This window comes from Streptomyces sp. NPDC051243 (assembly GCF_044455405.1).
Taxonomy (GTDB): domain Bacteria; phylum Actinomycetota; class Actinomycetes; order Streptomycetales; family Streptomycetaceae; genus Streptomyces.
The window spans coordinates 148,223-169,798 of sequence record NZ_JBITES010000021.1; the positions used below are offsets into that span (position 1 = coordinate 148,223).

Consider the following 21,576-nt stretch of genomic DNA (forward strand, 5'->3'; position numbering starts at 1 on the left):
GCGCCCTTCTTACTGGCCTCTCACCCTGCCGGTCGCAGTGCCGCCAGCTGCTCGGCGAACGGCACCACCTCGGGCTCGGCCGCCCTCTTCGCGGGCCGTCCGGACATCAGCCCGGCCAGCTCCCCCGCCGCCCGCTCGATCCGCCGGTCCAGCCCCTCGGCACCCCAGTCCTCCGAGGCGGCGTACACACCGGTCGGGGCGACCACGGCCCGCAGGTGGGCGAAGAGCGGGCGCAGCGCGTGGTCCAGGACCATGGAGTGGCGGGCGGTACCGCCGGTCGCCGCGATCAGCACCGGCATACCCGTCAGGGCGTCCTTGTCGATCACGTCGAAGAACGACTTGAACAGGCCGCTGTACGACGCGGAGAAGACCGGCGTGACGACGATCAGCCCGTCGGCCCCGGTCACCGCGTCGATCGCGGCGGCCAGCTGCCGGCCCGGGAAGCCGTTGGTGAAGTTGTGCGCGATCTCCACGGCGAGGTCGCGCAGCTCCACGACCTCCACCTCCATGTCGGCCTGCCTGCCGACCGCGGCCGCCAGCCGGTCGCCCAGCAGCCGCGTGGAGGACGGAACGCTCAGCCCTGCCGAAACGACGACGAGCCTCATGCGACGTTCACCTCCTGGGCGGCCTTGAGGGAAGCGTGGGTGGGGGCCTCGGGGACGTCGGCCGGACGGCCGTTCGCGAACTCCTTGCGCAGCACCGGGACGACCTCCTCGCCGAGCAGGTCGATCTGCTCCAGCACGGTCTTCAGCGGCAGCCCGGCGTGGTCCATCAGGAACAGCTGGCGCTGGTAGTCACCGGCGTACTCGCGGAAGGCGAGGGTCTTCTCGATGACCTGCTGCGGGGAACCGACCGTCAGCGGGGTCTGGTCCATGAAGTCCTCCAGCGACGGGCCGTGCCCGTACACCGGCGCCACGTCGAAGTACGGCCGGAACTCGCGGATCGCGTCCTGGGAGTTGCGCCGCATGAAGACCTGCCCGCCGAGGCCGACGATGGCCTGCTCGGGCGTGCCGTGGCCGTAGTGGGCGTACCGGGTCCGGTAGAGCTCGACCATGCGCTTGGTGTGGTCGGCCGGCCAGAAGATGTTGTTGTGGAAGAAGCCGTCGCCGTAGTACGCCGCCTGCTCGGCGATCTCCGGCGAGCGGATCGAGCCGTGCCAGACGAACGGCGGTACGCCGTCCAGCGGGCGGGGCGTGGAGGTGAAGCCCTGCAGCGGGGTACGGAACTTGCCCTCCCAGGTCACGACGTCCTCGCGCCACAGCCGGTGCAGCAGGGCGTAGTTCTCGATGGCGAGGTTGATGCCCTGCCGGATGTCCTGGCCGAACCAGGGGTAGACCGGTCCGGTGTTGCCGCGGCCCATCATCAGGTCGACGCGCCCGTCGGCCAGGTGCTGGAGCATCGCGAAGTCCTCGGCGATCTTCACCGGGTCGTTGGTGGTGATCAGCGTGGTGGAGGTGGACAGGACCAGCCTCTCGGTGCGCGCCGCGATGTAGCCGAGCATCGTCGTCGGGGACGACGGCACGAACGGCGGGTTGTGGTGCTCACCGGTCGCGAAGACGTCGAGGCCGACCTCCTCGGCCTTGAGCGCGATGGCGACCATGGCCTTGATGCGCTCGCGCTCGGTCGGCGTACGGCCCGTGGTGGGGTCCGGCGTGACGTCGCCGACGCTGAAGATCCCGAACTGCATGGTCGCTCACCCTCCAGATTGTTGACCGTTCAACTATACCTGGAGAACGGAGACCGCCCCATGCCTATTCCCCGTACGGATTCCTCCCCGTCCGCGCCAGCAGCCGCTCGAACGCCGACGCGCCCTCGGCCACCGGCACCGGCTCCCCGAACACGCCCATCCTCCTGGCCGTCGGCGCCAGCTCGTCCACCGCGCCGGCCAGCTCCGCCACCACCGCCGCGTCGGCACCCGGGTACTCCTGCCCCGTCGCCCTCGCCAGATCCCACATGTGCACCGTCAGATCCAGCAGCGCCATCGAGCCGACGAGCCGCGCGGGCATGTCCATCGCACCCGTCGTGCCCTCTTCGGCACCCGGCGCGGACCACGCCGCCACCAGCCGGTCCACCTCCTCCACGAGCCGCTCACGCCACTCGGGACTGCCGGCGACCCGATCGGGGGTCTCACCGAAGTCCGACGCCTCCTTCGCGGCCAGCCGCTGAAACTGCACGACCACCTGGAACACATGATTGACCAGGGCCTTCACGTCGTACTCGGCACAGGGCGTACGCCCGGCAAGGGCCGCGTCCGCAATACCCCGCACCACCGGAACCGCCCGCTCCCGCGCCATACCCAGCAGCTCACCGATGCCGTACGTCTTCACCGCGTTCGTGTCCATGCCCCGACCGTAGGGACGCCCGAGGCCGCCCTTCTTGAAGAAACGCGACGCCCGGGGAAACCCGACGTACCATCCGGCCATGGACGCCCCCCGCCACGACACCCGCGGGATCGTCGACCCGTCCGGACTGCTGAACCGCGTCCGCTTCCGCCGCCACGAGCCCGCCGAGCCACTGCGCCGTCACATCGAGTGGTACTGGCTCATCGACTGGGACCTGCCCCAGCCCTACGCCTCCCATGTCGTCCCGCATCCGGCCGTCAACCTCACGTTCCAGTGGGACGAGGCCGAGGGGCCGCCCTACGCCGAGGTCACCGGCGTGGCACTGGGCCTGTTCACCCGGAAGCTGACCGGACGCGGCCGGGTCTGCGGGGTGAAGTTCCGGCCCGGCGGCTTCCGCCCCTACGCCCCCGAGGACCCGGTGTCGCGGTGGACGGGCCGCGCGCTGCCCGCCCACGAGGTGCTCCCGCAGGCCACGGCCGACGCCGCACACACGATCGTCACCCCGCCCGACGACGCCGCCCGGGTCACCGCCCTGGACACCTTCCTCCTGGCCCTCCCCCACACCCCCGACCCCCACGCCGACCTGGCCATGAGCCTCGTCCAGCGCATCCGCGCCGACCGCACGGCCCGCCGCGTCGGCGACTTCGCCGAGGCACAGGGCCTGTCCGTGCGGGCACTGCAGCGGCTCTTCTCCGCCTACGTCGGCGTAAGCCCCAAGTGGTGCATCCTCCGCTACCGCATCCACGAGGCCCTGGAGCTGGCCGGCACCCGCCCCGACATCGACTGGGCCACCCTCGCCGCCGACCTCGGCTACGCCGACCAGGCCCACCTCGTACGGGACTTCACGGCCACGGTGGGGGTGCCGCCGACGGCGTACGCGGCAGAGACCGCAGCCGGGAGTCAGGGCCTGTCGTTCGGATCAGGTCGGCTGAGAGGTACTGCGCTTTTCAGCCGACCCGAGCGGGGCCTGGTGCGAAGAGCTCGGGGGAGCGCGTGCCAGGGCCCGCGACGCCGGCATGATCCAAACGACAGGTCCTAGGGGACGAGCACCAACCGCCCGCGCACCCCACCCTCGTCGAGCCGGGCATGCGCCTTGGCCGCGTCGTCCAGGGCGTAGGTGTCGGCCACTCGGAGCGTCAGCGCCCCCTCGTCCACCAGCCGAACCAGCTCCGCCAACCGCGCCCCATCGGCACTCACCTCGACCGCCCCGGTCCGCACCCCGCGCGCCGACGCCGGCTCCGCCCGCGGAATGACGCCGATGTAGGCGCCCCCGTCCCGCACCCACTCCAGAGCCGGCGCGCCGAGGACCGCGGCGTCCAGCACGGCGTCGAAACCCCTCGCCCGGACCTCACCGCTCAGGAACTCCCCGGCCCCCAGCGACCGTACGAACTCCTCGTCCCCCTCCCGCGCCAGCCCGGTCACCGCGATCCCCCGGTGCGCGGCGAGCTGGACGGCGTACCCGCCGACGGCCCCCGCGGCCCCCGTCACCAACAGCGACCGCTCCGGCGCCAGCTCCAGCAGGTCCAGCGCCTGTACGGCGGTCAGCGCGTTCAGCGGCAGCGTCGCCGCGTGGACGGCGTCCACCGTGACCGGCGCCTTGGCCACGGCGTCCGCGGGCACGACGACGTACTCGGCGTGCGTACCCACCGGCTTGACCATGCCGTAATCCAGCGCCACCACCTCGTCCCCGACACTCCACGCGGCGGCCGCACCCACCGCGTCCACGGTCCCGGCGACATCCCAGCCGAGCCCGATCCGCTTCCCCGCACCTCCGAAGACCCCGGCCCGCACCCCGGCGTCCACCGGATTCAGCGCGGCCGCGGCGACCTTGATCCGCACCTCCCGCGCACCGGGCTCCGGCACCCCGGTCTCCACGACCTCCACGACCTCGGGCCCACCGAACGAGTTCACCACTACGGCACGCACAGCAGCTCTCCTTGGTTTGTCAGCATGTGGGGCGTTCTGCCGTCCACTGCGAGCAACCCTAGGAAGAGCTACTATCGATTAGTAAGTAGTTACCCGAGAGTGCGTATGCACCCCGGAGGTGAGCCATGGCGACCATGACGGCGGCACAGCGGCGTGAACAGGCCCGCATCGAGTACGACGCGTTCCTCAAGAGCTGCCCCACCAACCAGCTCCTGGACCGCATCAGCGACAAGTGGGTCAGCCTCGTCGTCGCCGCCCTCGCCGCCGGCCCCATGCGCTACAGCGACCTCGGCCGCAAGATCGCCGGCGTCAGCCCCAAGATGCTCACGCAGACCCTGCGCTCACTGGAACGCGACGGCCTCCTCACCCGCACCGTCACCCCCTCCGTCCCGGTCCGCGTCGACTACGAACTCACCGCCCTCGGCCGCAACCTCGCCCTGCTGCTGACCGCGGTGAAGGACTGGGCGGAGACCCACTTCGACGAGGTCCGCGAGGCCCGCGAGCGGTACGACGCCGAGGAGACCGGCGAGGCCACCGGCGACTGAGAAGTCACGGGAAGCCGGCGTCAGAAGTAGTACGTGTCCCCCGTGTCCAGCGCCAGCACCCGCTGCAGACCGGACGGCGCCCCGTGCACGGTGTCCAACTCCAGCCGCACCTCCGACGGCGCGTCCCGCAGCCGTACCCGCAACCCGACCCGCTGCCCCACCCCGTCCGCGTCCGGCCCACCGATCCGGCACAACAGCACCTGCGACTCCGCCCGCACGCACCCGCGCGGCAGCTCCTGCCGGTCCGCCAGCGGCACCGACCAGCGCAGCCGTACCGTCACCTTCCCGCCCGTCTCCCCGCCCGAGGCGGGACGGTGCGGCGCGAACCGCACATCGGCCTTCCCGTCAGCCAGGGCCACGGACCCGTGATAGGCGAGCGGCGCCTCGGCCCCGCCCACCGCACCGGCACCCGGAGCCGTCCCACCGACCGCCGCCACGAGCGCACCGCACACCACAGCAACCCGCGTCCGCCGCATCCGCCGCATAGCGCCCACTCCTCACTCCGCGTGGTCATACGGTCATACCGATGTATCCCACGCGAAGCGCCCGGCAGGCGCCGTCCAACAGGTGACGCCCGGCGCTAACTCGGCGGCAGCAACCCCAGCTGTCCCAGGAAGTCCATCTCGTCGAAGTAGAGCCGGTACTCCACGATCTTGCCGTCCCTGACCGTCGCGAAGTCCACCCCGCGGATCCTGATCTCCTTCTGCGTCGGGGGAAGGGTCTCCCCGGTCGGCAGCTGGATCGGCCCGGTGTTCCGCCCGCTGAAGTAGCCCTCGTCGATGGCCGTGTCACCGACCTCGTACGCGTGCACCGACTCGTACGTCCCGTCAGGGATCGCGTCCGTCATCTGACGCCAGTACTCGACGATGCCGTCCCGCCCGCGGATCTCACCACCGTCGGGCGTGAGCGCGACCGCGTCCTCGGCATACAGCTCACTGAACGTCTTCGCGTCCGCGTGCGTCGTGATCGCGTCCGTGAGCCGGTCCATCACGTCACGTGCCTGTCCCATGACCCACCTCCTGCCCAGGGGATCACCCATCTCATTGTCCCACCACACCGCCCGCCTATCCTGGCCGGACAAACGCTCGACCCGACTGCGCACGCCGACCACGTACGAGGAGCAGCCATGCCCACCGCCGCACCGTCCGCCGCCTCCCGCATCGCCGTCGTCACCGGCGCGAGCGGCGGAATCGGCGCCGCCACGGCACGACAGCTCGCCGCGGCCGGCTACCGGGTCGTCCTCACCGCCCGCCGCAAGGACCGCATCGAGGCGCTCGCCGAGGAGATCAACGCGGCCGGCCACTCGGCGACCGCCTACCAGCTGGACGTCACCGACCGAGCCGCCGTCGACGAGTTCGCCACGGCCTTCAACACGATCGGCGTCCTGGTCAACAACGCGGGCGGCGCACTCGGCGCCGACCCCGTGGCCACCGGCGACCCCGCCGACTGGCGCACCATGTACGAGACGAACGTCATCGGCACCCTGAACCTCACCCAGGCCCTGCTCCCCAAGCTGGACGCCGGCGGCGACGGCACGATCGTCGTCGTCTCCTCCACCGCCGGCCACGCCACCTACGAGGGCGGCGCGGGCTACGTCGCCGCCAAGCACGGCGCCCACGTCCTCGCCGAGACTCTGCGCCTTGAGATCGTCGGCCGGCCGGTCCGCGTCATCGAGATCGCGCCCGGCATGGTCAAGACCGACGAGTTCGCCCTCACCCGCTTCGGCGGCGACAAGGAGAAGGCGGACAAGGTCTACGCGGGCGTCGCCGAACCCCTCACGGCCGACGACGTCGCCGACACCATCACCTGGGCCGTCACCCGCCCCAGCCACGTCAACATCGACCTCCTCGTCGTCCGCCCCCGCGCCCAGGCGTCCAACACCAAAGTCCACCGGGAGCTGCAGTGACCGACCGCCGCAAGGACCCGCACGACGAACGCCATATGTGGTGGTGGCTCGGCTACTTCCTCTTCGGCATCCACATCGTGGCGTTCGTGATGATCTACGCGGTGAAACACGCGCCGAAGTAAATGGCGAGGTACCACTCAGGGCGACCGCATATGGTCACTCCACGTGGACAGACACATACGCTTCGACGCACTGCACAACTTCCGTGACCTGGGCGGCTACTCGACGGCGGACGGCCACCGCGTCCGCCCTGGCCGCCTCTACCGCACGGACTCCCTGGGCAAGTTGAGCGAGGGCACCCCGGACTGGTCACGCTTCCTCTCCCTGGACATCCGCACGGTGATCGACCTGCGCTACCCCTGGGAGATCGACACCGCGGGCCGCATCCCGGACGACCCCTCCTTCGCCTACCACAACCTCAGCATCGAACACCGCCCCTACAACCAGGCCGGGTTGGGCCCCGAGGCGGAAATCGGCCCCTACCTGGTCGAGCGCTACCTGGAGGTCGCGGAGGACGGCACCAAGGAGATCCGCAGAGCACTGGAGCTGGTGGCCGAGTCGGCAAAGGCGGACCAACCCCTGGTCTTCCACTGCGCCTCCGGAAAGGACCGCACCGGCCTGCTGGCGGCGCTGATCCTGGGCCTGCTGGGCGTCCCGGAGCCCACCATCACCGAGGACTTCAGCCTCACCGAACTGGCGGCCCCGGCACTGCTGGCGGAGTGGAAGGCCCGCAACGCCGGCCGCACCCCCACCTGGCCGGGCTTCGGCAGGGCACCGGAGTCGGTCATGCGCCTGTTCCTGACGGCCCTGAGGACCCGCTACGGCTCACTGGAGGGCTACGTCTCGAACGCCCTGGCCCTCGACACGGAGGCCCTGTCCGCAACCCTCCGCACCACCCTCCTGGAACCCCGCCCCACCACCTGGCCACCCCTGACCCACCGCAAGGCGACACCCGCGGACGCCGGCCTGCTGGTCCACCTCCGCGACTCGGCCGCCCTCTGGCAACTGGCCCACGGAATCGACCAGTGGCGCCCCGGCGAGAAGGACGAAGCCCACTTCATCCACCGCATGCGAGAGGGCGAGGTCTGGCTGGCGCACGCCGGTGACCATGTGGCCGGCGCCTGGGAACTCTGGTGGACCGACCCGGCGGCCTGGGGCCCCCGCCCCGCCGACGCGGGCTACATCCACCGCCTGATGACCACCCCGCACACGGCTCCGCCGGGAACCGGGCGCCGGATGCTGGCCGAGGCGGAATCCCGTATCGCCGCGGAGGGCCGCCCCTACGCCCGCCTCGACTGCCTCGCCTCCAACCCCCGCCTGCGCGCGTACTACGAGTCGGCGGGCTACACGGTGGTCGGTGAACAACGGGCGAAGGAGGGCGGGTTGGGGAGTCCTTACGCGGTGACGCTGCTGGAGAAGCGGCTCGCGTAACCCACAGGGGTGAACGTCATCGATCACCCGAACGGGCCCTGAACTGGCGATCTAGGCTCACGTCAACAACATCAAATCGACGGCCCTCGACCGGGATGCCGGTCCCGACCGAGGGCCTGACCAGCAAGGAAGGGTCAAGCTTCCTCATGGCTGATTGCGAGCGTATCGCGCGTTCAGTCGCCTCAGTCGAGCGACGTACGAAGGGGAGACCTCACGCCTCCGAACGGGAACACCTACTCGATGATCTCCGTGGCGTCCCGGACGACGCCCCCGCGCTGTCGGAGGCACTGGCTCTCCGAGAGGCCGGCTGGCGTCTGGTCGTCGTCTACTGCCGCATCTCCCACGACAGACACAAGAGAGACGGTCACGGCGTCGTGGACCAGGCCAAGCACTGCGCCCGCATCGCGGCGCGATATCGCATGATCGTCATTCACCGCTACGTCGACAACGACAAGTCCGCTTCCAAAGCAGGCGTCAGGCGCCCGGAATTCGACGCGATGCTGGACGCGCTCAAGGATGACAGCACTGTGGCCGGATACCCGATCGACGGGGTTGTCTGCGTCTCCGGCGACCGACTTTACCGAGATGTACGCACATATCAGCGATTCCTCGCGTGCTTCACGACACATCCTTGCCGCACATACGCGGACGGCCTCGGCTCCCACGACCTCTACCGCGAAGACGCCGCACAGCGTGGCCTTCTTGGGGCTGCCCACGCACGGGCCGCACCCTGGCGAGTCGGAGGTCGTGTGGCGCGGAGTACAAAGCCTATTGAGGGGGAACACCGTCACTGCGATCACTCGGGACTTCGCCGACTCCGGCTGCCTGAGCACGTTGGGAAACCCCTGGCAGTACCAGACGGTCAAGCAAATCCTGCGCAATCCGCGCATCGGCGGATACCGCAAGATCGACGGAATTCTCGTCTGCGACAGCGACGGAAAGCCGGTAGTCGGTCAGTGGAAGCCCATCGTGTCACCGGAAGAGTGGCTCGCGGTCACGGAGATCCTGGACAAACAACGCCACTCCGGAGGCTGGAAAAGAAGCGGCGTCCACTCTCGGGAAGACGCACGGTACCTACTCACCGGCCTGGTGCGGTGCGGACGACCCACTGCAGGTGGACGACAGTGTGGCGCACCGATGCACGGGCACCCCGTCGGCACGTCGCATGTGTACCGTTGTCGCTCCGCGCTGGACGGAGGATGCGGGCGAACGAGCCGCCAAGGTCCCGCAATGGACGAGCTCATCACCGAATACGCCCTCGAAAAGCTGGGCCCACAAAAAGGGCTCGAGCTGAAGCCCACCATTCCCTGGCCCGGTCTCCGCGACCTGGAGATCGCGAAGCAGCACAAGTCAGCCCTCCAAGAGCGTTGGTACGCCGGGGAGATGAGCGACTCCGATTACTTCTCACAGCTGACAAGCGAGGAGACCCGGATCAAGCGGTTGGTCAACGAACAGCAGGCCTGGGTCGTCGAACATCACCTCGCCGCGTATGAACGCTGTGACACACAGCCATACTGGGACGGGCTGAGCTTCGGTGCGAGGCGGGAAATTCTCTTCAGTCTGCTGAAGTCGGTGTTCGTTCTGCCCGGAACCAAGGGGTCTCACCGCTTCGAACCGAGCGCGATCGTTCCGGTCTGGCGGTGAACAGGCCCGTTGATCAAGTCGCATAGCTGACCGAGCCCTATGTGCTTCAGCAGAGGGCTAGGTCAGCTGCAACCGAGCCCTCTGCTTCAAGCCTGCAAGTCACCCCTTTACGCAGACGACCTGCTTCAGCTTCGCCACGACCTGCACAAGGTCCCGCTGCTGATCGATGACCTGCTCGATCGGCTTGTAGGCACCCGGAATCTCATCCACGACGCCGGAGTCCTTACGGCACTCCACGCCCCGTGTCTGCTCCTCCAGGTCCTTCGTCGTAAAGCGACGCTTCGCCGCGTTGCGGCTCATGCGCCGACCGGCGCCGTGGGACGCAGAGTTGAAGGACTTCTCGTTGCCGAGACCCTTCACAATGTACGAACCCGTGCCCATCGAGCCCGGAATGATCCCGTACTCGCCTGCCCGTGCGCTGATTGCTCCCTTACGGGTGACAAGCAGATCCATGCCCTCGTAACGCTCGCGGCTCACATAGTTGTGATGGCAGCTGATCTCAGGCTCGAAGATCGGCTTCGCCTTCTTGAACTCCTTGCGGATCACGTCTTTGAAGAGCGCCATCATGATCGACCTGTTGTACTTCGCGTACTCCTGAGCCCAGTACAAGTCGTTCTGGTACGCCGCCATCTGCGGGGTGTCCGCGACGAAGACAGCGAGGTCACGGTCGACCAGACCCTGGTTGTGCGGGAGTTTCTGGGCCACGCTGATGTGATGCTCGGCCAGCTCCTTGCCGATGTTCCGCGAACCCGAGTGAAGCATAAGCCACACCGAACCGGACATATCTACACAAAGTTCACAGAAGTGATTCCCTGATCCAAGCGTGCCCATTTGCTTCGCGGCCCGCTCCTCCCGGAACTTCACCGCGTCAGCGACCCCGTCGAACCGCCCCCAGAAGTCGTCCCACCCGGCCGTACCAAAGCCATGCAGCCGCCCGGGGTCAACGGGACTGTCATGCATCCCCCGCCCCACCGGAATAGCCTGCTCGATCTTCGACCGCAGCCGCGACAGATCCCCCGGCAGATCATTGGCCGTGAGCGACGTCTTCACCGCCGACATCCCGCACCCGATATCCACCCCCACCGCCGCAGGACAAACCGCCCCCTGCATAGCGATGACGGACCCGACCGTCGCCCCCTTGCCGAAGTGGACGTCCGGCATGACCGCCAGGCCCTTGATCCACGGCAGGGTCGCGACGTTGCGCAGCTGCTGCAGGGCCACGTCCTCGACCGTCGCCGGGTCGGTCCACATGCGGATCGGGACCTTCGCGCCCGGCATCTCCACGTACGACATATCGTCCTCTATCCCCCGGAATCCAAACACAAGCCTGAAATCGCAAAACCGGCGCCAGGGTCGGTGAAAAGGGACAACGGACCGGCGTCCACGGCAGTGCGTGCGATACACATTGTCTCCAGTGGGAGCCCCCGTGCGGCAAGCGATTAACCAGCGGGGACACTGAGAGACCCGGCAACGGACCGGCCGGACGGCCACCGTGGAGAGGAGCCTGACCGTGCAGCGGAAGGCGTACGTATCCGGCGTCGCCGCGCTCCTCGCGGCGTTGCTGGCCGGCTGCACCGGCAGCTCCGACAGCGGCGGTTCGACCGATGACTCCAATCCGGGTGACGCCGGTACGGCGACCGTGACGGCCGAGCCCGGCCGGTACGACACGCTTCCGGAGCCGTGCGACGTGGTCGGCCAGGACACGCTCGACTCGCTGCTGCCCGGCATCAAGGAGCTCACGGACGGGGAGCAGCGCGAGAAGGCGTACGAGGGTTCGCCGACGGTGACGTTCGACACGGGCCGTAAGGCCGGTTGCCGTTGGAAGGTGGAGTCGGCGGACGCCACGGATCATCTGTTCGTCGATTTCGAGCGCGTGGTGTCGTACGACACGTCGGTGAGCGACGACAGCGAGGCGGAGCAGATCTTCGCGAAGCAGCGGGAGGCGGCGGATCTTCCGGAGCCGGTGATTTCGGGGAGCGGTGAGGGCGCGGAGGGTTCGTCGTCGGCCGATCCGAGCGGTTCGCCTTCTCCGTCGGTTTCGGCTTCTTCCTCTACCGCTGCGTCCGGTTCATCCCCTTCGCCCTCGTCGTCCTCGCCCTCCTCCTCGTCGTCGTCCTCCGCGTCCTCCTCGTCCTCCGGTGCGACGCCCACGGACGGCGCGACGCCCACTGAACTGCAGCCCCGTGTCCTCGACGATCTCGGCGACGAGGCCTTCCTCGACGACGGGCTCGGTACCTCCGGTTCGACGGCGCAGCAGCGCACGGTGACTGTGGCGTTCCGCACGTCCAATGTGATCGTGCGGATCGTGTACGAGGAGCAGCCGGCGACCGTCGGTGTGGTCCCGGACAGTGAGGAATTGCAGGACAGGGCCCTGAATCTGGCTTCGCAGCTGGCGGACGAGTTGTCGGAGTAGCGCCCCCGCGCCGCGCCTGTGCGCCCGTGTGCGACGTAACCGAAACGAGACCACACAGCTTCTTCACCGCGTACCGTGGCCCCTCGGACCCGATCCGAACGCAGGGACCACGAGTGTCAGTCATGAGTGAAGGAACCATGCAGCGAGCAGCGAAGCGAGACCAGCATGACCGGTGTGAGCAGCGCGAGCAGTGGGCGAGGGGCCTGCGCCGCGTCCTTGTCTGCGCGGCCGCCGTCCCGGTGATGCTGATCGCCACGGGTTGTTCCTCGGACTCCGGTTCGGACGACGGAGCCGCGGAGAGCGCGAAGGCGTCGGCGTCGGAGTCGTCCGCGAGCCCGTCGCCGACGGTGCAGGCGGCTGTGTACGAGTCGCTTCCGCAGTCGTGCAAGGTCTTGTCGAAGAAGACGCTGGAGGATCTGGTCCCGGAGGCCAAGTCCGGCAAGGCGGGGTCGTCGGACGATTCCTCGACGCGCGCTTCGTGCTCGTGGAGCAGTCTCGACAACAACGGTGTGAAGGGCTCGCAGTTCCGCTGGCTGAATGTCTCTTTGCTGCGTTTCGACTCGGATGTCACGCGTGGCTCGGGTGAGGAGCTGGCGCGGGAGTACTTCGAGACGCAGGTGGAGGACGCGCGCTCGGTGAGTGGCGCGAAGAACGTCAAGTCGGAGCCGGTGGCCGGGGTGGGCGACGAGGCGACGGCGGTGCGTTACGACCTGAAGAAGAAGGAGGGCGCCTTCAAGCAGGAGACGGTGGTGGCCCGGGTGGAGAACGTGGTCGTGACGCTCGACTACAACGGCGCGGGTCTGGCCGGTGAGAAGACGCCGAGCGCGGATGCCCTGAACAAGCTCGCGCAGAAGGCCGCGAAGGAGGCGGTGGCCGCTGTGGCGAAGGAGAACGGCGGCGGCGGTGCGGGCACGCCGAGCAGCGCCCCTTCGAAGTCGCCGTCCGGCGGTTCCTCGAAGGCGGCGTCCAGCTCCCCGTCCAAGTCAGCGTCGAAGAAGAGCTGACTGTCACATCTGTCCGGTCGCTGAGTCACAAAGCGCAGCTCAGCCCCGTCTGTTGGACGAGCCCGGCCCCCGCCAGGGACCGGGCTCGTGCCGTACCGGCGATCCGTACGCCGCACGGATGTGCCACCCTGTTGCGCGCAACAACACGCAATGGGAGGGGAGTACGAGTGGCCGCGCCACCGCAGCTGACTCGGATGCACCGCGTTCTCATCGGCGTGGTCGTGTTCGGCGCCGTGATCATCGCCGGCATCGGCTTCGCCGGTTCGTACGCGGCTGTCCGCGAGCTGGCCATCCAGAAGGGCTTCGGGAACTTCAGTTATGTGTTCCCGATCGGCATCGACGCGGGCATCTGCGTCCTCCTCGCCCTGGATCTGCTGCTGACGTGGATCCGCATTCCGTTCCCGCTGCTGCGTCAGACGGCCTGGTTGCTGACGGCGGCGACGATCGCCTTCAACGGCGCGGCCGCGTGGCCGGATCCGCTGGGCGTGGGTATGCACGCGGTGATCCCGATCCTGTTCGTGGTGGCGGTGGAGGCGGCCCGGCACGCGATCGGGCGTATAGCGGACATCACGGCCGACAAGCACATGGAGGGTGTGCGGCTGACCCGCTGGTTGCTCTCGCCGGTGCCGACGTTTCTGCTGTGGCGGCGGATGAAGCTGTGGGAGCTTCGTTCGTACGAGCAGGTCATCAAGTTGGAGCAGGAGCGGCTGGTGTACCAGGCCCGCCTGCGGTCGCGTTTCGGCCGGGCGTGGCGGAGGAAGGCGCCGGTGGAGTCGTTGATGCCGCTGCGTCTGGCGCGATACGGGGTTCCGTTGGCGGAGACGGCTCCGGCGGGGTTGGCGGCGGCGGGGATCGAGCCGGCGTTGCTGCCGCCGGCGCCGAAGCCGGCGTTGGACGCCGTGCCTGCGGCGGAGGTGGCCGGGTCGGTTCCCGAGGTGGCCGCGGGCGCGCGGGCCGCTGTGGCGGGGCCGGTTCCTGGGCAGGCGGCACCTGCCGACGGGCAGCGCCCGGAGCCGGCCGGGGTCCCGGGTTCCGAGCAGGCGGAGTATGTGCAGGACTGGTTCAACACGCCGCGGCATGTCGAGTACCAGGGCGGTTATGACCCGTCGTTCGAGCCCCAGCACTACGACGACTGGTACCAGGAACAGCTGCAGGCGGAGCAGTACCAGGACCAGTACCAGGAAGAACCCCCCGTCCTGGAACCCTCTCCGGAGGACACCGGCACTTTCCCGATCCCGGTGACCGGTAACCGCACCCGCCAGCTCGGGGAGGGCGGCGGGCTTCCGGAGCGGCCTGATCCGACCGAGGAGGACTACTACCAGGTCTTCAAGAAGTCGATAGGCGGCACGGGCTACCCGACCCCGCGCGAGTTCAGCGAGAACGTCGAGGCGGAGTTCAGCATCACGCTTCTGCCGGACGAGGCGAAGCGCATGGTCAATCGGTTCACGAAGCTCTACAACATGGAGCTGGAAGAGGACCACATCGCCTGATGCGCAGCGAAAAGGGGCCCTGTGAGGAGGGCCCCTTTTCGCGTACCGCTCACGTGCGTTACTCGCCGAGCAGGCGCCGCACCCGCTCCTGCCCGACGGCCAGCAGCAGTGTGGGCAGTCGCGGCCCGGTGTCCCGGCCGACCAGCAGGTGGTACAGCAGGGCGAAGAACGTCCGCTGGGCGGTCTTGATCTCGGCGGGCAGTTCCTTGGGGGTGGCGTCCGCGGAGAATCCGGCCTGCACCTTGGGCACGCCGTACACGAGGTGGGTCAGCCCGTCCAGCGACCAGTGCTCGGCGAGGCCGTCGAGCAGCAGCCGCAGCGACTGCTGGGAGGCCTCGTCGAGGGACTTCAGCAGTTCGGCGTCGGGCTCGTCACGCACGATGGTCCGCTGGTCGGCGGGCACGTGGGTGTTGATCCACGCCTCGGCCTTGTCGTACCGGGGGCGGGCCTCCTCCAGCGTGGCCAGCGGGTTCTCCGGGTCGAGCTCGGAGAGGATCCGCAGGGCCTGGTCCTGGTGTCCGGCGGTGATGTCGGCGACGGAGGCGAGGGTGCGGTACGGCAGCGGTCGCGCCGTACGCGGCAGCTCGCCCTCGGCCGTGCGCACGGCACGCGAGTGCGCGGCGACGTCGGCGGGCAGAGCCGATCCGTCCGCCACCTTGCCGTCCAGCTTGTCCCACTCGTCGTAGAGCCGCTGGATCTCCTGGTCGAAGGCGATCTTGAAGGACTGGTTGGGCCTGCGGCGGGCGTAGAGCCAGCGCAGGATCTGCGGCTCCATGATCTTCAGGGCGTCGGCCGGGGTGGGCACGCCGCCCCGCGAGGACGACATCTTCGCCATCCCGGAGATCCCGACGAAGGCGTACATGGGCCCGATGGGCTGCTTGCCGCCGAAGATCCCGACGATCTGTCCGCCGACCTGGAAGCTGGAGCCCGGCGACGAGTGGTCGACGCCGCTCGGCTCGAAGACGACACCTTCGTAGGCCCACCGCATGGGCCAGTCGACCTTCCAGACCAGCTTGCCGCGGTTGAACTCGTTGAGCCGGACGGTCTCGGCGAAGCCGCACTCGTTGCAGGTGTACGACAGCTCGGTGGTGTCGTCGACGTAGGAGGTGACGGTGGTGAGGTCCTTCTCGCAGTTGCCGCAGTAGGGCTTGTACGGGAAGTACCCGGCGGACCCGGAGCTGCCGTCGTCCTCGCCGGCCGCGCCCGATCCCTCGGCGGCCTCCAGCTCGGCCTCGTCGACGGGCTTCTGCGACTTCTTGGCGCCGGCCTTGGGCTTGGTGCGGTACTGGGCGAGTACGGCGTCGATGTCGCCGCGGTGCTTCATGGCGTGCAGGATCTGCTCGCGGTAGACGCCGGAGGTGTACTGCGCGGTCTGGCTGATCCCGTCGAACTCGACGCCGAGCTCGACGAGCGACTCGACCATCGCCGCCTTGAAGTGCTCGGCCCAGTTCGGGTACGCCGATCCGTCGGGCGCCGGCACGGAGGTCAGCGGCTTGCCGATGTGCTGCTTCCAGGCCTCCTGCTCGACCCCGGCGATGCCCTGGGGCACCTTGCGGTACCGGTCGTAGTCGTCCCAGGAGATCAGGTGCCGGACCTGGTAACCGCGCCGCCGGATCTCGTCGGCGACGAGGTGCGGCGTCATGACCTCGCGGAGGTTGCCCAGGTGGATGGGGCCGGAGGGGGAGAGTCCCGACGCGACGACGACCGGTTTGCCCGGGGCCCGACGCTCCGACTCCTCGATGACCTCATCCGCGAAACGGGAGACCCAGTCGGTGGTCTCGGTGCTCTGAGCCACGATCGGCACGTCCTTCTTTCTCCAGGGCAGCCGTACGGTCAACGGCTGGCGCGTTCTATTCTCCCAGCTCCGACGGCCACGACGAAAACGCCTTATCAAGCGGCGCCCCGATGGGCGGCGCAGCCGCCTGTTCAGGGGCGCGGGGCGGTATCGATGTGCGGCTGGGCCGCGTGGGCGCGACCGGCCACGAACCACCCGCACCCGCCGACGCACCGCACCCCCGAGCTCTCCGCAAAAACCCCTTTACCCCCATGGGATACTGACCGTGTCTATCCATCCCCACGAGGAGAACGGCACCCATTCCTATGGCCCCGGTCACGTCCCTCAGCGACTCCGTCAACCAGCAGCTCGCCGACGCCCTCGCTTCCGCCCTCCCGGAAGCCGACGGAGTCGACCCGCTGCTCCGACGTAGCGACCGGGCGGACTTCCAGGCCAACGGGATCCTGGCCCTCGCCAAGAAGGCCAAGTCGAACCCGCGGGAGCTGGCGACGCAGGTCGTCGGCAACATCGTCACCGGTGATGTGATCAAGGACGTCGAGGTCTCCGGCCCCGGCTTCCTCAACATCACGCTCACCGACCGGGCGATCACCGAGAATCTCGCCGCGCGGCACGCGGACACCGAGCGCCTCGGTGTGCCGCTGAAGGAGAACGCGGGCATCACGGTCGTCGACTACGCCCAGCCGAACGTGGCGAAGGAGATGCACGTCGGTCACCTGCGGTCGGCGGTCATCGGCGACGCCCTGCGCGGCATGCTCGACTTCACCGGCGAGAAGACGATCGGCCGGCACCACATCGGCGACTGGGGCACCCAGTTCGGCATGCTCATCCAGCACCTGTTCGAGAACCCCGGCGAGCTGGCCCCGGCGGCCGACGTCGACGGCGAGCAGGCGATGAGCAATCTGAACCGGGTGTACAAGGCGTCGCGTGCGGTCTTCGACTCGGACGAGGAGTTCAAGGAGCGGGCCCGCAAGCGGGTGGTCGCCCTGCAGTCCGGTGACAAGGAGACGCTCGAGCTGTGGCAGCAGTTCGTGGACGAGTCGAAGGTCTACTTCTACTCGGTCTTCGAGAAGCTGGACATGGAGATCCGGGACGAGGAGATCGTCGGCGAGTCCGCGTACAACGAGGGCATGCCCGAGACCGCCCGCCTCCTGGAGGAGATGGGCGTCGCGGTGCGTTCCGAGGGCGCGCTGGTGGTGTTCTTCGACGACATCCGCGGCAAGGACGACCAGCCGGTCCCGCTGATCGTGCAGAAGGCCGACGGCGGCTTCGGTTACGCGGCCTCCGACCTGACGGCGATCCGCAACCGTGTCTTCGACCTGCACGCGACGACGCTGCTGTACGTCGTGGACGTACGTCAGTCGCTGCACTTCAAGATGGTCTTCGAGACGGCCCGCCGGGCGGGCTGGCTGAGCGAGCACGTCACCGCGCACAACATGGGTTATGGCACGGTGCTCGGCGCGGACGGCAAGCCGTTCAAGACGCGTGAGGGCGAGACCGTACGGCTGGAGGACCTGCTGGACGAGGCGGTCGAGCGGGCGACGGCGGTCGTGCGCGAGAAGGCCGAGAAGGTGGGCCTGACCGAGGACGAGATCGTGGAGAACGGGCGGTACGTCGGGATCGGCGCCGTGAAGTACGCGGACCTGTCGACGTCGCCGAACCGTGACTACAAGTTCGACCTGGACCAGATGGTGTCGCTGAACGGCGACACGTCGGTCTACCTCCAGTACGCGTACGCCCGTATCAAGTCGATCCTGCGCAAGGCGGAGGGGGCTGCCCCGGTCGCGCACCCGGAGCTCGAACTCGCCCCGGCGGAGCGGGCACTGGGCCTTCACCTGGACGCGTTCGGCGACACGGTCTTCGAGGCGGCCGCGGAGTACGCCCCGCACAAGCTGGCCGCGTACCTGTACCAGCTGGCCTCGCACCTGACGACGTTCTACGACCAGTGCCCGGTTCTCAAGGCCGACACCGCGGAGCAGACGGAGAACCGCCTGTTCCTGGTCGACCTGACCGCCCGCACCCTGCACCGGGGCATGGCCCTGCTGGGCATCAGGACGCCCGAGCGGCTCTGAGCGCCCGGCCGGCTCCGACCCGGCTCCGAATACGCGTCGCGGCCCGTCCTCTCCCCCGCGAGAGGACGGGCCGCGACGCGTTCGGCTCGGATCGGGTCAGATGCCGTTGGCGAACCGCTTGAAGGCGGCCTTGGTGCCGGAGCCGGCGATGCCGTCGATCGCACCGGTGTAGCCCCAGTGCGCCTTCAGCAGGCGCTGCAGCGCCTTGATGGTGTTGGTGCCGACGATGCCGTCGATGGCGCCGGTGTAACCCCAGTACTGCTTGAGGCAGCGCTGGAACGCCTTCCAGCTGTTGGTGCCGAGCTGGCCGTCGATCGCTCCGGTGTAGCCCCAGTACTGCTTCAGCCAGCCTTGGACCTTCTTGGCCTCGGCGGTGGTCAGGCCGAGGTTGTTCACCGCGAGGACGGAGACCTCGGAGCTCACGGCGGGCTTCGTGTCCTGCGCGGCGAAGCTGGTGCCCGCGGTCGCGAGGCTTCCGGCGGCGAGGCCGACGATGGCGCTGACGCTGACGAGGGTCCTGGTCCAGACATTCGGTCGCATGCGTTTCCCTCTCGCTCTGGGTCGGGTGGCGGCCTGTGCCGCCGGGCTGGCGATACGAGAGTGCGCGGCCGGTGGCGGGGCTTGCCACGGGTGCGGCGCAAGTGACGTCGTCGTGGGACGTCCCGCCCGTTGACCTGCGCGGACGTCACGGGCCGAGACGGCACGGCGGGATGCGTACGGGGCGGGCGGTGGCCGATTCCGTACCGGTGCGGGAACCGTTCCCCGGTGCGGTCCGTGGATGCTGATGCAGAATGCGGCGGGGGCGCGGGGGACGCTGACCACGGACCGCGCGCCCGGACCGGGAACGCGAGTGGGGGGAACATGTCGCGTTGGGCAGCGCTGCCCGCGGAACTGGATCCGCGTGTACGGCAGTTGGTGGTGCGGCTGCGCCGGCTGAAGGACCACAGCGGGCTGAGCCTGCGCCGGCTGGGAGCGAGGACGGGGTACAGCGCGAAGTCCTGGGAACGGTATCTGGGCGGCAGGTCGCTGCCGCCCCGGGAGGCCGTCGAGGCGCTGGCCCGGATCGGGGGCGAGGATCCGACCCGGCTGCTGGCGTTGCACGAGGTGGCCGCGGAGGTGTGGGCCAGGCGCCGCGACGCCGGGGTGATCCGATCGGCAGGACCTGGGGGCCGCGGGGTCGTGAGCACGGCGGACGCGGACACGTCCGTGCCGGAACCGGCGGCGGCCGAGCCGGAGATCCTTTCCGCCGGGGGCAACGGGCGCTGGTCGCCCGGGGGTTGGCTGCTCGTGGCGCTCGTGGCGGGGGCCGTGGCGCTGGTGCTGGCCGTCTCCGCGGCGGTCCTGCTCGTCGTACGACTGGGTGGCGGCGCTGGAGAGGGAGCAGCGGCTCCTGTCGCCGGGCCCGGCACGGCCGCCACGCCCGACGCGTCGGCGTCCGCGTACAGCTGTCGGGTCGAGCGGGTCGGCGGTCGCTGGTTCGCGGGCCACAGCCGTACGCGTGACGCGATTCTGACGCACGGTCATGCCGGTCCGGAGGTGGCCGAGGCGCAGTGTCTGCTGCGCAGGGCAGGGGTCTCACCGGGCGACATCGACGGGATCTTCGGTCCGCTGACGGAACGCGCGGTCCGGCGGATGCAGCAGCGGTCGGGGCTGGTGGTGGACGGCATCGTCGGCCCGCATACCTGGAAGGCGCTACGGCGATGACGGCACCGTCTCCGGAACGGTCCCGACTGGCCGCCTCCCTGAGGGAGTTGAAGGACCGCACCGGTCTGAGCCTGGTCGGCCTGGCGGCGAAGACGGCGTACAGCAAGTCCTCCTGGGACCGCTATCTCAACGGCAGGACGCTGCCCCCGCGTGACGCGGTGCGCAAGCTGTGCCGCCTCGCCGGCGAGCCGGAGGGGCGGTGTCTGGCGCTGTGGGAGATCGCCGAGGCGCAGGAGAGCGGGCGGGGCGAGCCGACCAGACGGGCCGAGGGGGGAGCGCGGCCCCCCGGGGCGACGCCGGCCCCGCCGCCGGCGCCCTCGGCCGCGTCCCTGGACTCGCCGTCTGTGCCTTCGGCCCAGTCCCAGGGCTCACCGCCCGCACCCTCGCCCCCGTCCCAGGACTCGCCCCGGCCGCGGACTCCTTCGCCGGACTCGGCGCCGCCCCCGGCCTCTTCCTCGGACTCGCCCCGGTCCCCGGCCCCTTGCCCGGATTCGCCCCCGCCCCTCTATGAGGTCACGCCTTCCAGCGGTAGTGCCGGAGGCGCCCCCGGTGCCGTGCACCGAAGCGCCGCGGCCACGGCCGTTCTCGCTTCCGCGTGTGCCGTGGTGGTCGGGGGCCTGGTGGCGGCGGCCCTCCTGCTGCCGGGCGGGAACGGCGAACCGCGGTCGTCCGCGCCCCCGTCCCCGGCCGCGGCCGGCCCGCGCTGTCTGGGAGCGGTCTGCGAGGGCAAGAACCCGATGCACATGCGGTGCGGCGCCGAGCCGACGACCGTCGCCACGCACCGTACGGCCACCGGAGCCTGGATGGAGCTGCGCTACAGCGAGGCGTGCGGGGCGAGTTGGGCGCGGATGTGGGGGACGCGCGTCGGGGACCGGATCGAGATGACCGCGGGCGGTCGTGCGGGGCCCGTTCGCAGTGCGGAGGTCGAGGACGCCGTCGACGCGGACACCTACGTCTACACCCCCATGACCGCGGCTCCCCCCGGCACCGTCGCCCGGGCCTGCTTCCGTCCGGCGGCGGGCGGCGAGCCGGAGTGCTTCGACGGCCGGGTGAACCCGGCGTAGCGGGGAATCAACGCCCAGGCCCGGAATGTCTCCTATCGGGGATCTCATCCAGACAAGTCCCGCTGAACCCCAGTATGCGAAGACTCGGTGTCACTGTCGTGCACGGAGCCACGCATGCCCCGAGGCGACCCGCTGCTTCACCAACCCCCACGCCACATTTCGCCCACACGACGGCAGCGCTTGTCCCCCTACTCACTGGTATCGGCGACCGGTTCGACAACCCGGTTGGTTGACTCATACACG

20 protein-coding genes and 2 pseudogenes are annotated in these 21,576 nt (G+C 69.4%); 13 read left to right on the top strand and 9 right to left on the bottom strand.

The features are described 5' to 3' along the window. Window positions 1-20: 20 nt before the first annotated feature. The 3 genes from ACIBAG_RS40375 to ACIBAG_RS40385 form a co-directional block, all read right to left on the bottom strand. Complete coding sequence (locus ACIBAG_RS40375) at window positions 21-605, bottom strand: FMN reductase (protein WP_399112453.1); 585 nt, start codon at window positions 603-605, stop codon at window positions 21-23. After that, entirely contained in the window at window positions 602-1,687 is a 1,086-nt protein-coding gene (locus tag ACIBAG_RS40380; RefSeq protein ID WP_399112455.1) for an LLM class flavin-dependent oxidoreductase, read from the bottom strand. Before ACIBAG_RS40380 ends, ACIBAG_RS40375 begins: the two co-directional genes overlap by 4 nt. A gap of 64 nt (window positions 1,688-1,751) precedes the next feature. Beyond that, the gene (locus ACIBAG_RS40385; protein ID WP_399112456.1) at window positions 1,752-2,342 is read right to left on the bottom strand and encodes a TIGR03086 family metal-binding protein; all 591 of its coding nucleotides are present in this window, start codon (window positions 2,340-2,342) and stop codon (window positions 1,752-1,754) included. Between the two features lie 79 nt (window positions 2,343-2,421). Here ACIBAG_RS40385 and ACIBAG_RS40390 point away from each other — a divergent pair. Further along, a pseudogene (locus ACIBAG_RS40390) lies at window positions 2,422-3,234 on the top strand (DUF6597 domain-containing transcriptional factor); the annotation flags it as partial. 143 nt (window positions 3,235-3,377) lie between these two features. On the opposite strand, the gene ACIBAG_RS40395 reads toward ACIBAG_RS40390, so the two are convergent. Then, window positions 3,378-4,268, bottom strand: coding sequence for an NADP-dependent oxidoreductase (locus ACIBAG_RS40395; RefSeq protein ID WP_399112458.1), 891 nt, complete (start codon window positions 4,266-4,268; stop codon window positions 3,378-3,380). Between the two features lie 125 nt (window positions 4,269-4,393). Between ACIBAG_RS40395 and ACIBAG_RS40400 the strand changes: the two genes are divergently transcribed. Continuing rightward, window positions 4,394-4,813, top strand: a complete 420-nt coding sequence (locus tag ACIBAG_RS40400) for a winged helix-turn-helix transcriptional regulator (RefSeq protein ID WP_399112459.1) — start codon at window positions 4,394-4,396, stop codon at window positions 4,811-4,813. Between the two features lie 20 nt (window positions 4,814-4,833). Here ACIBAG_RS40400 and ACIBAG_RS40405 read toward each other — a convergent pair whose 3' ends face one another. Next, window positions 4,834-5,298 (bottom strand): hypothetical protein, encoded by a 465-nt coding sequence (locus ACIBAG_RS40405; protein WP_399112461.1) that lies wholly within the window; start codon window positions 5,296-5,298, stop codon window positions 4,834-4,836. Between the two features lie 95 nt (window positions 5,299-5,393). Further along, the gene (locus ACIBAG_RS40410) at window positions 5,394-5,822 is read right to left on the bottom strand and encodes an ester cyclase (RefSeq protein ID WP_399112462.1); all 429 of its coding nucleotides are present in this window, start codon (window positions 5,820-5,822) and stop codon (window positions 5,394-5,396) included. A gap of 117 nt (window positions 5,823-5,939) precedes the next feature. Between ACIBAG_RS40410 and ACIBAG_RS40415 the strand changes: the two genes are divergently transcribed. The 5 genes and pseudogenes from ACIBAG_RS40415 to ACIBAG_RS40435 all read left to right on the top strand — a co-directional run bounded on the left by ACIBAG_RS40415 (window position 5,940) and on the right by ACIBAG_RS40435 (window position 9,794). Then, the gene (locus ACIBAG_RS40415; protein WP_399112463.1) at window positions 5,940-6,719 is read left to right on the top strand and encodes an SDR family NAD(P)-dependent oxidoreductase; all 780 of its coding nucleotides are present in this window, start codon (window positions 5,940-5,942) and stop codon (window positions 6,717-6,719) included. After that, complete coding sequence (locus tag ACIBAG_RS40420) at window positions 6,620-6,841, top strand: hypothetical protein (RefSeq protein ID WP_399112523.1); 222 nt, start codon at window positions 6,620-6,622, stop codon at window positions 6,839-6,841. The genes ACIBAG_RS40415 and ACIBAG_RS40420 overlap by 100 nt, the downstream gene beginning before the upstream one ends. A gap of 43 nt (window positions 6,842-6,884) precedes the next feature. After that, window positions 6,885-8,150, top strand: coding sequence for a GNAT family N-acetyltransferase (locus tag ACIBAG_RS40425; RefSeq protein WP_399112464.1), 1,266 nt, complete (start codon window positions 6,885-6,887; stop codon window positions 8,148-8,150). A gap of 146 nt (window positions 8,151-8,296) precedes the next feature. Further along, a pseudogene (locus ACIBAG_RS40430) lies at window positions 8,297-8,710 on the top strand (recombinase family protein); the annotation flags it as partial. A 25-nt stretch (window positions 8,711-8,735) separates the two neighbouring features. Further along, the gene (locus tag ACIBAG_RS40435) at window positions 8,736-9,794 is read left to right on the top strand and encodes a recombinase family protein (RefSeq protein ID WP_399112465.1); all 1,059 of its coding nucleotides are present in this window, start codon (window positions 8,736-8,738) and stop codon (window positions 9,792-9,794) included. A 99-nt stretch (window positions 9,795-9,893) separates the two neighbouring features. Here ACIBAG_RS40435 and ACIBAG_RS40440 read toward each other — a convergent pair whose 3' ends face one another. Next, window positions 9,894-11,087: an RtcB family protein gene (locus ACIBAG_RS40440; protein WP_399112467.1), complete on the bottom strand. Its 1,194-nt coding sequence runs from the start codon at window positions 11,085-11,087 to the stop codon at window positions 9,894-9,896. A 217-nt stretch (window positions 11,088-11,304) separates the two neighbouring features. Here ACIBAG_RS40440 and ACIBAG_RS40445 point away from each other — a divergent pair, with 217 nt between their 5' ends. The 3 genes from ACIBAG_RS40445 to ACIBAG_RS40455 all read left to right on the top strand — a co-directional run bounded on the left by ACIBAG_RS40445 (window position 11,305) and on the right by ACIBAG_RS40455 (window position 14,701). Then, entirely contained in the window at window positions 11,305-12,207 is a 903-nt protein-coding gene (locus ACIBAG_RS40445) for a DUF3558 domain-containing protein (RefSeq protein WP_399112469.1), read from the top strand. Window positions 12,208-12,344: 137 nt separating this feature from the next. After that, window positions 12,345-13,211: a DUF3558 family protein gene (locus ACIBAG_RS40450; protein WP_399112471.1), complete on the top strand. Its 867-nt coding sequence runs from the start codon at window positions 12,345-12,347 to the stop codon at window positions 13,209-13,211. A gap of 194 nt (window positions 13,212-13,405) precedes the next feature. Then, complete coding sequence (locus tag ACIBAG_RS40455; protein WP_399112472.1) at window positions 13,406-14,701, top strand: DUF2637 domain-containing protein; 1,296 nt, start codon at window positions 13,406-13,408, stop codon at window positions 14,699-14,701. Between the two features lie 58 nt (window positions 14,702-14,759). Here ACIBAG_RS40455 and lysS read toward each other — a convergent pair whose 3' ends face one another. Next, window positions 14,760-16,505, bottom strand: coding sequence for a lysine--tRNA ligase (gene lysS / locus ACIBAG_RS40460; protein WP_399112474.1), 1,746 nt, complete (start codon window positions 16,503-16,505; stop codon window positions 14,760-14,762). 296 nt (window positions 16,506-16,801) lie between these two features. Between lysS and argS the strand changes: the two genes are divergently transcribed. Beyond that, the gene (argS, locus tag ACIBAG_RS40465; RefSeq protein ID WP_399112475.1) at window positions 16,802-18,565 is read left to right on the top strand and encodes an arginine--tRNA ligase; all 1,764 of its coding nucleotides are present in this window, start codon (window positions 16,802-16,804) and stop codon (window positions 18,563-18,565) included. Between the two features lie 96 nt (window positions 18,566-18,661). Here the strand turns inward: argS and ACIBAG_RS40470 are convergent, their stop codons facing one another. Beyond that, on the bottom strand, window positions 18,662-19,105 hold the full coding sequence (locus ACIBAG_RS40470) for a peptidoglycan-binding protein (RefSeq protein ID WP_399112477.1): 444 nt from the start codon (window positions 19,103-19,105) through the stop codon (window positions 18,662-18,664). 321 nt (window positions 19,106-19,426) lie between these two features. Between ACIBAG_RS40470 and ACIBAG_RS40475 the strand changes: the two genes are divergently transcribed. Both ACIBAG_RS40475 and ACIBAG_RS40480 read left to right on the top strand, forming a co-directional pair. After that, window positions 19,427-20,269, top strand: coding sequence for a peptidoglycan-binding protein (locus tag ACIBAG_RS40475; protein WP_399112478.1), 843 nt, complete (start codon window positions 19,427-19,429; stop codon window positions 20,267-20,269). Further along, entirely contained in the window at window positions 20,266-21,333 is a 1,068-nt protein-coding gene (locus tag ACIBAG_RS40480; protein ID WP_399112479.1) for a DUF2690 domain-containing protein, read from the top strand. Before ACIBAG_RS40475 ends, ACIBAG_RS40480 begins: the two co-directional genes overlap by 4 nt. Window positions 21,334-21,576: the final 243 nt, after the last annotated feature.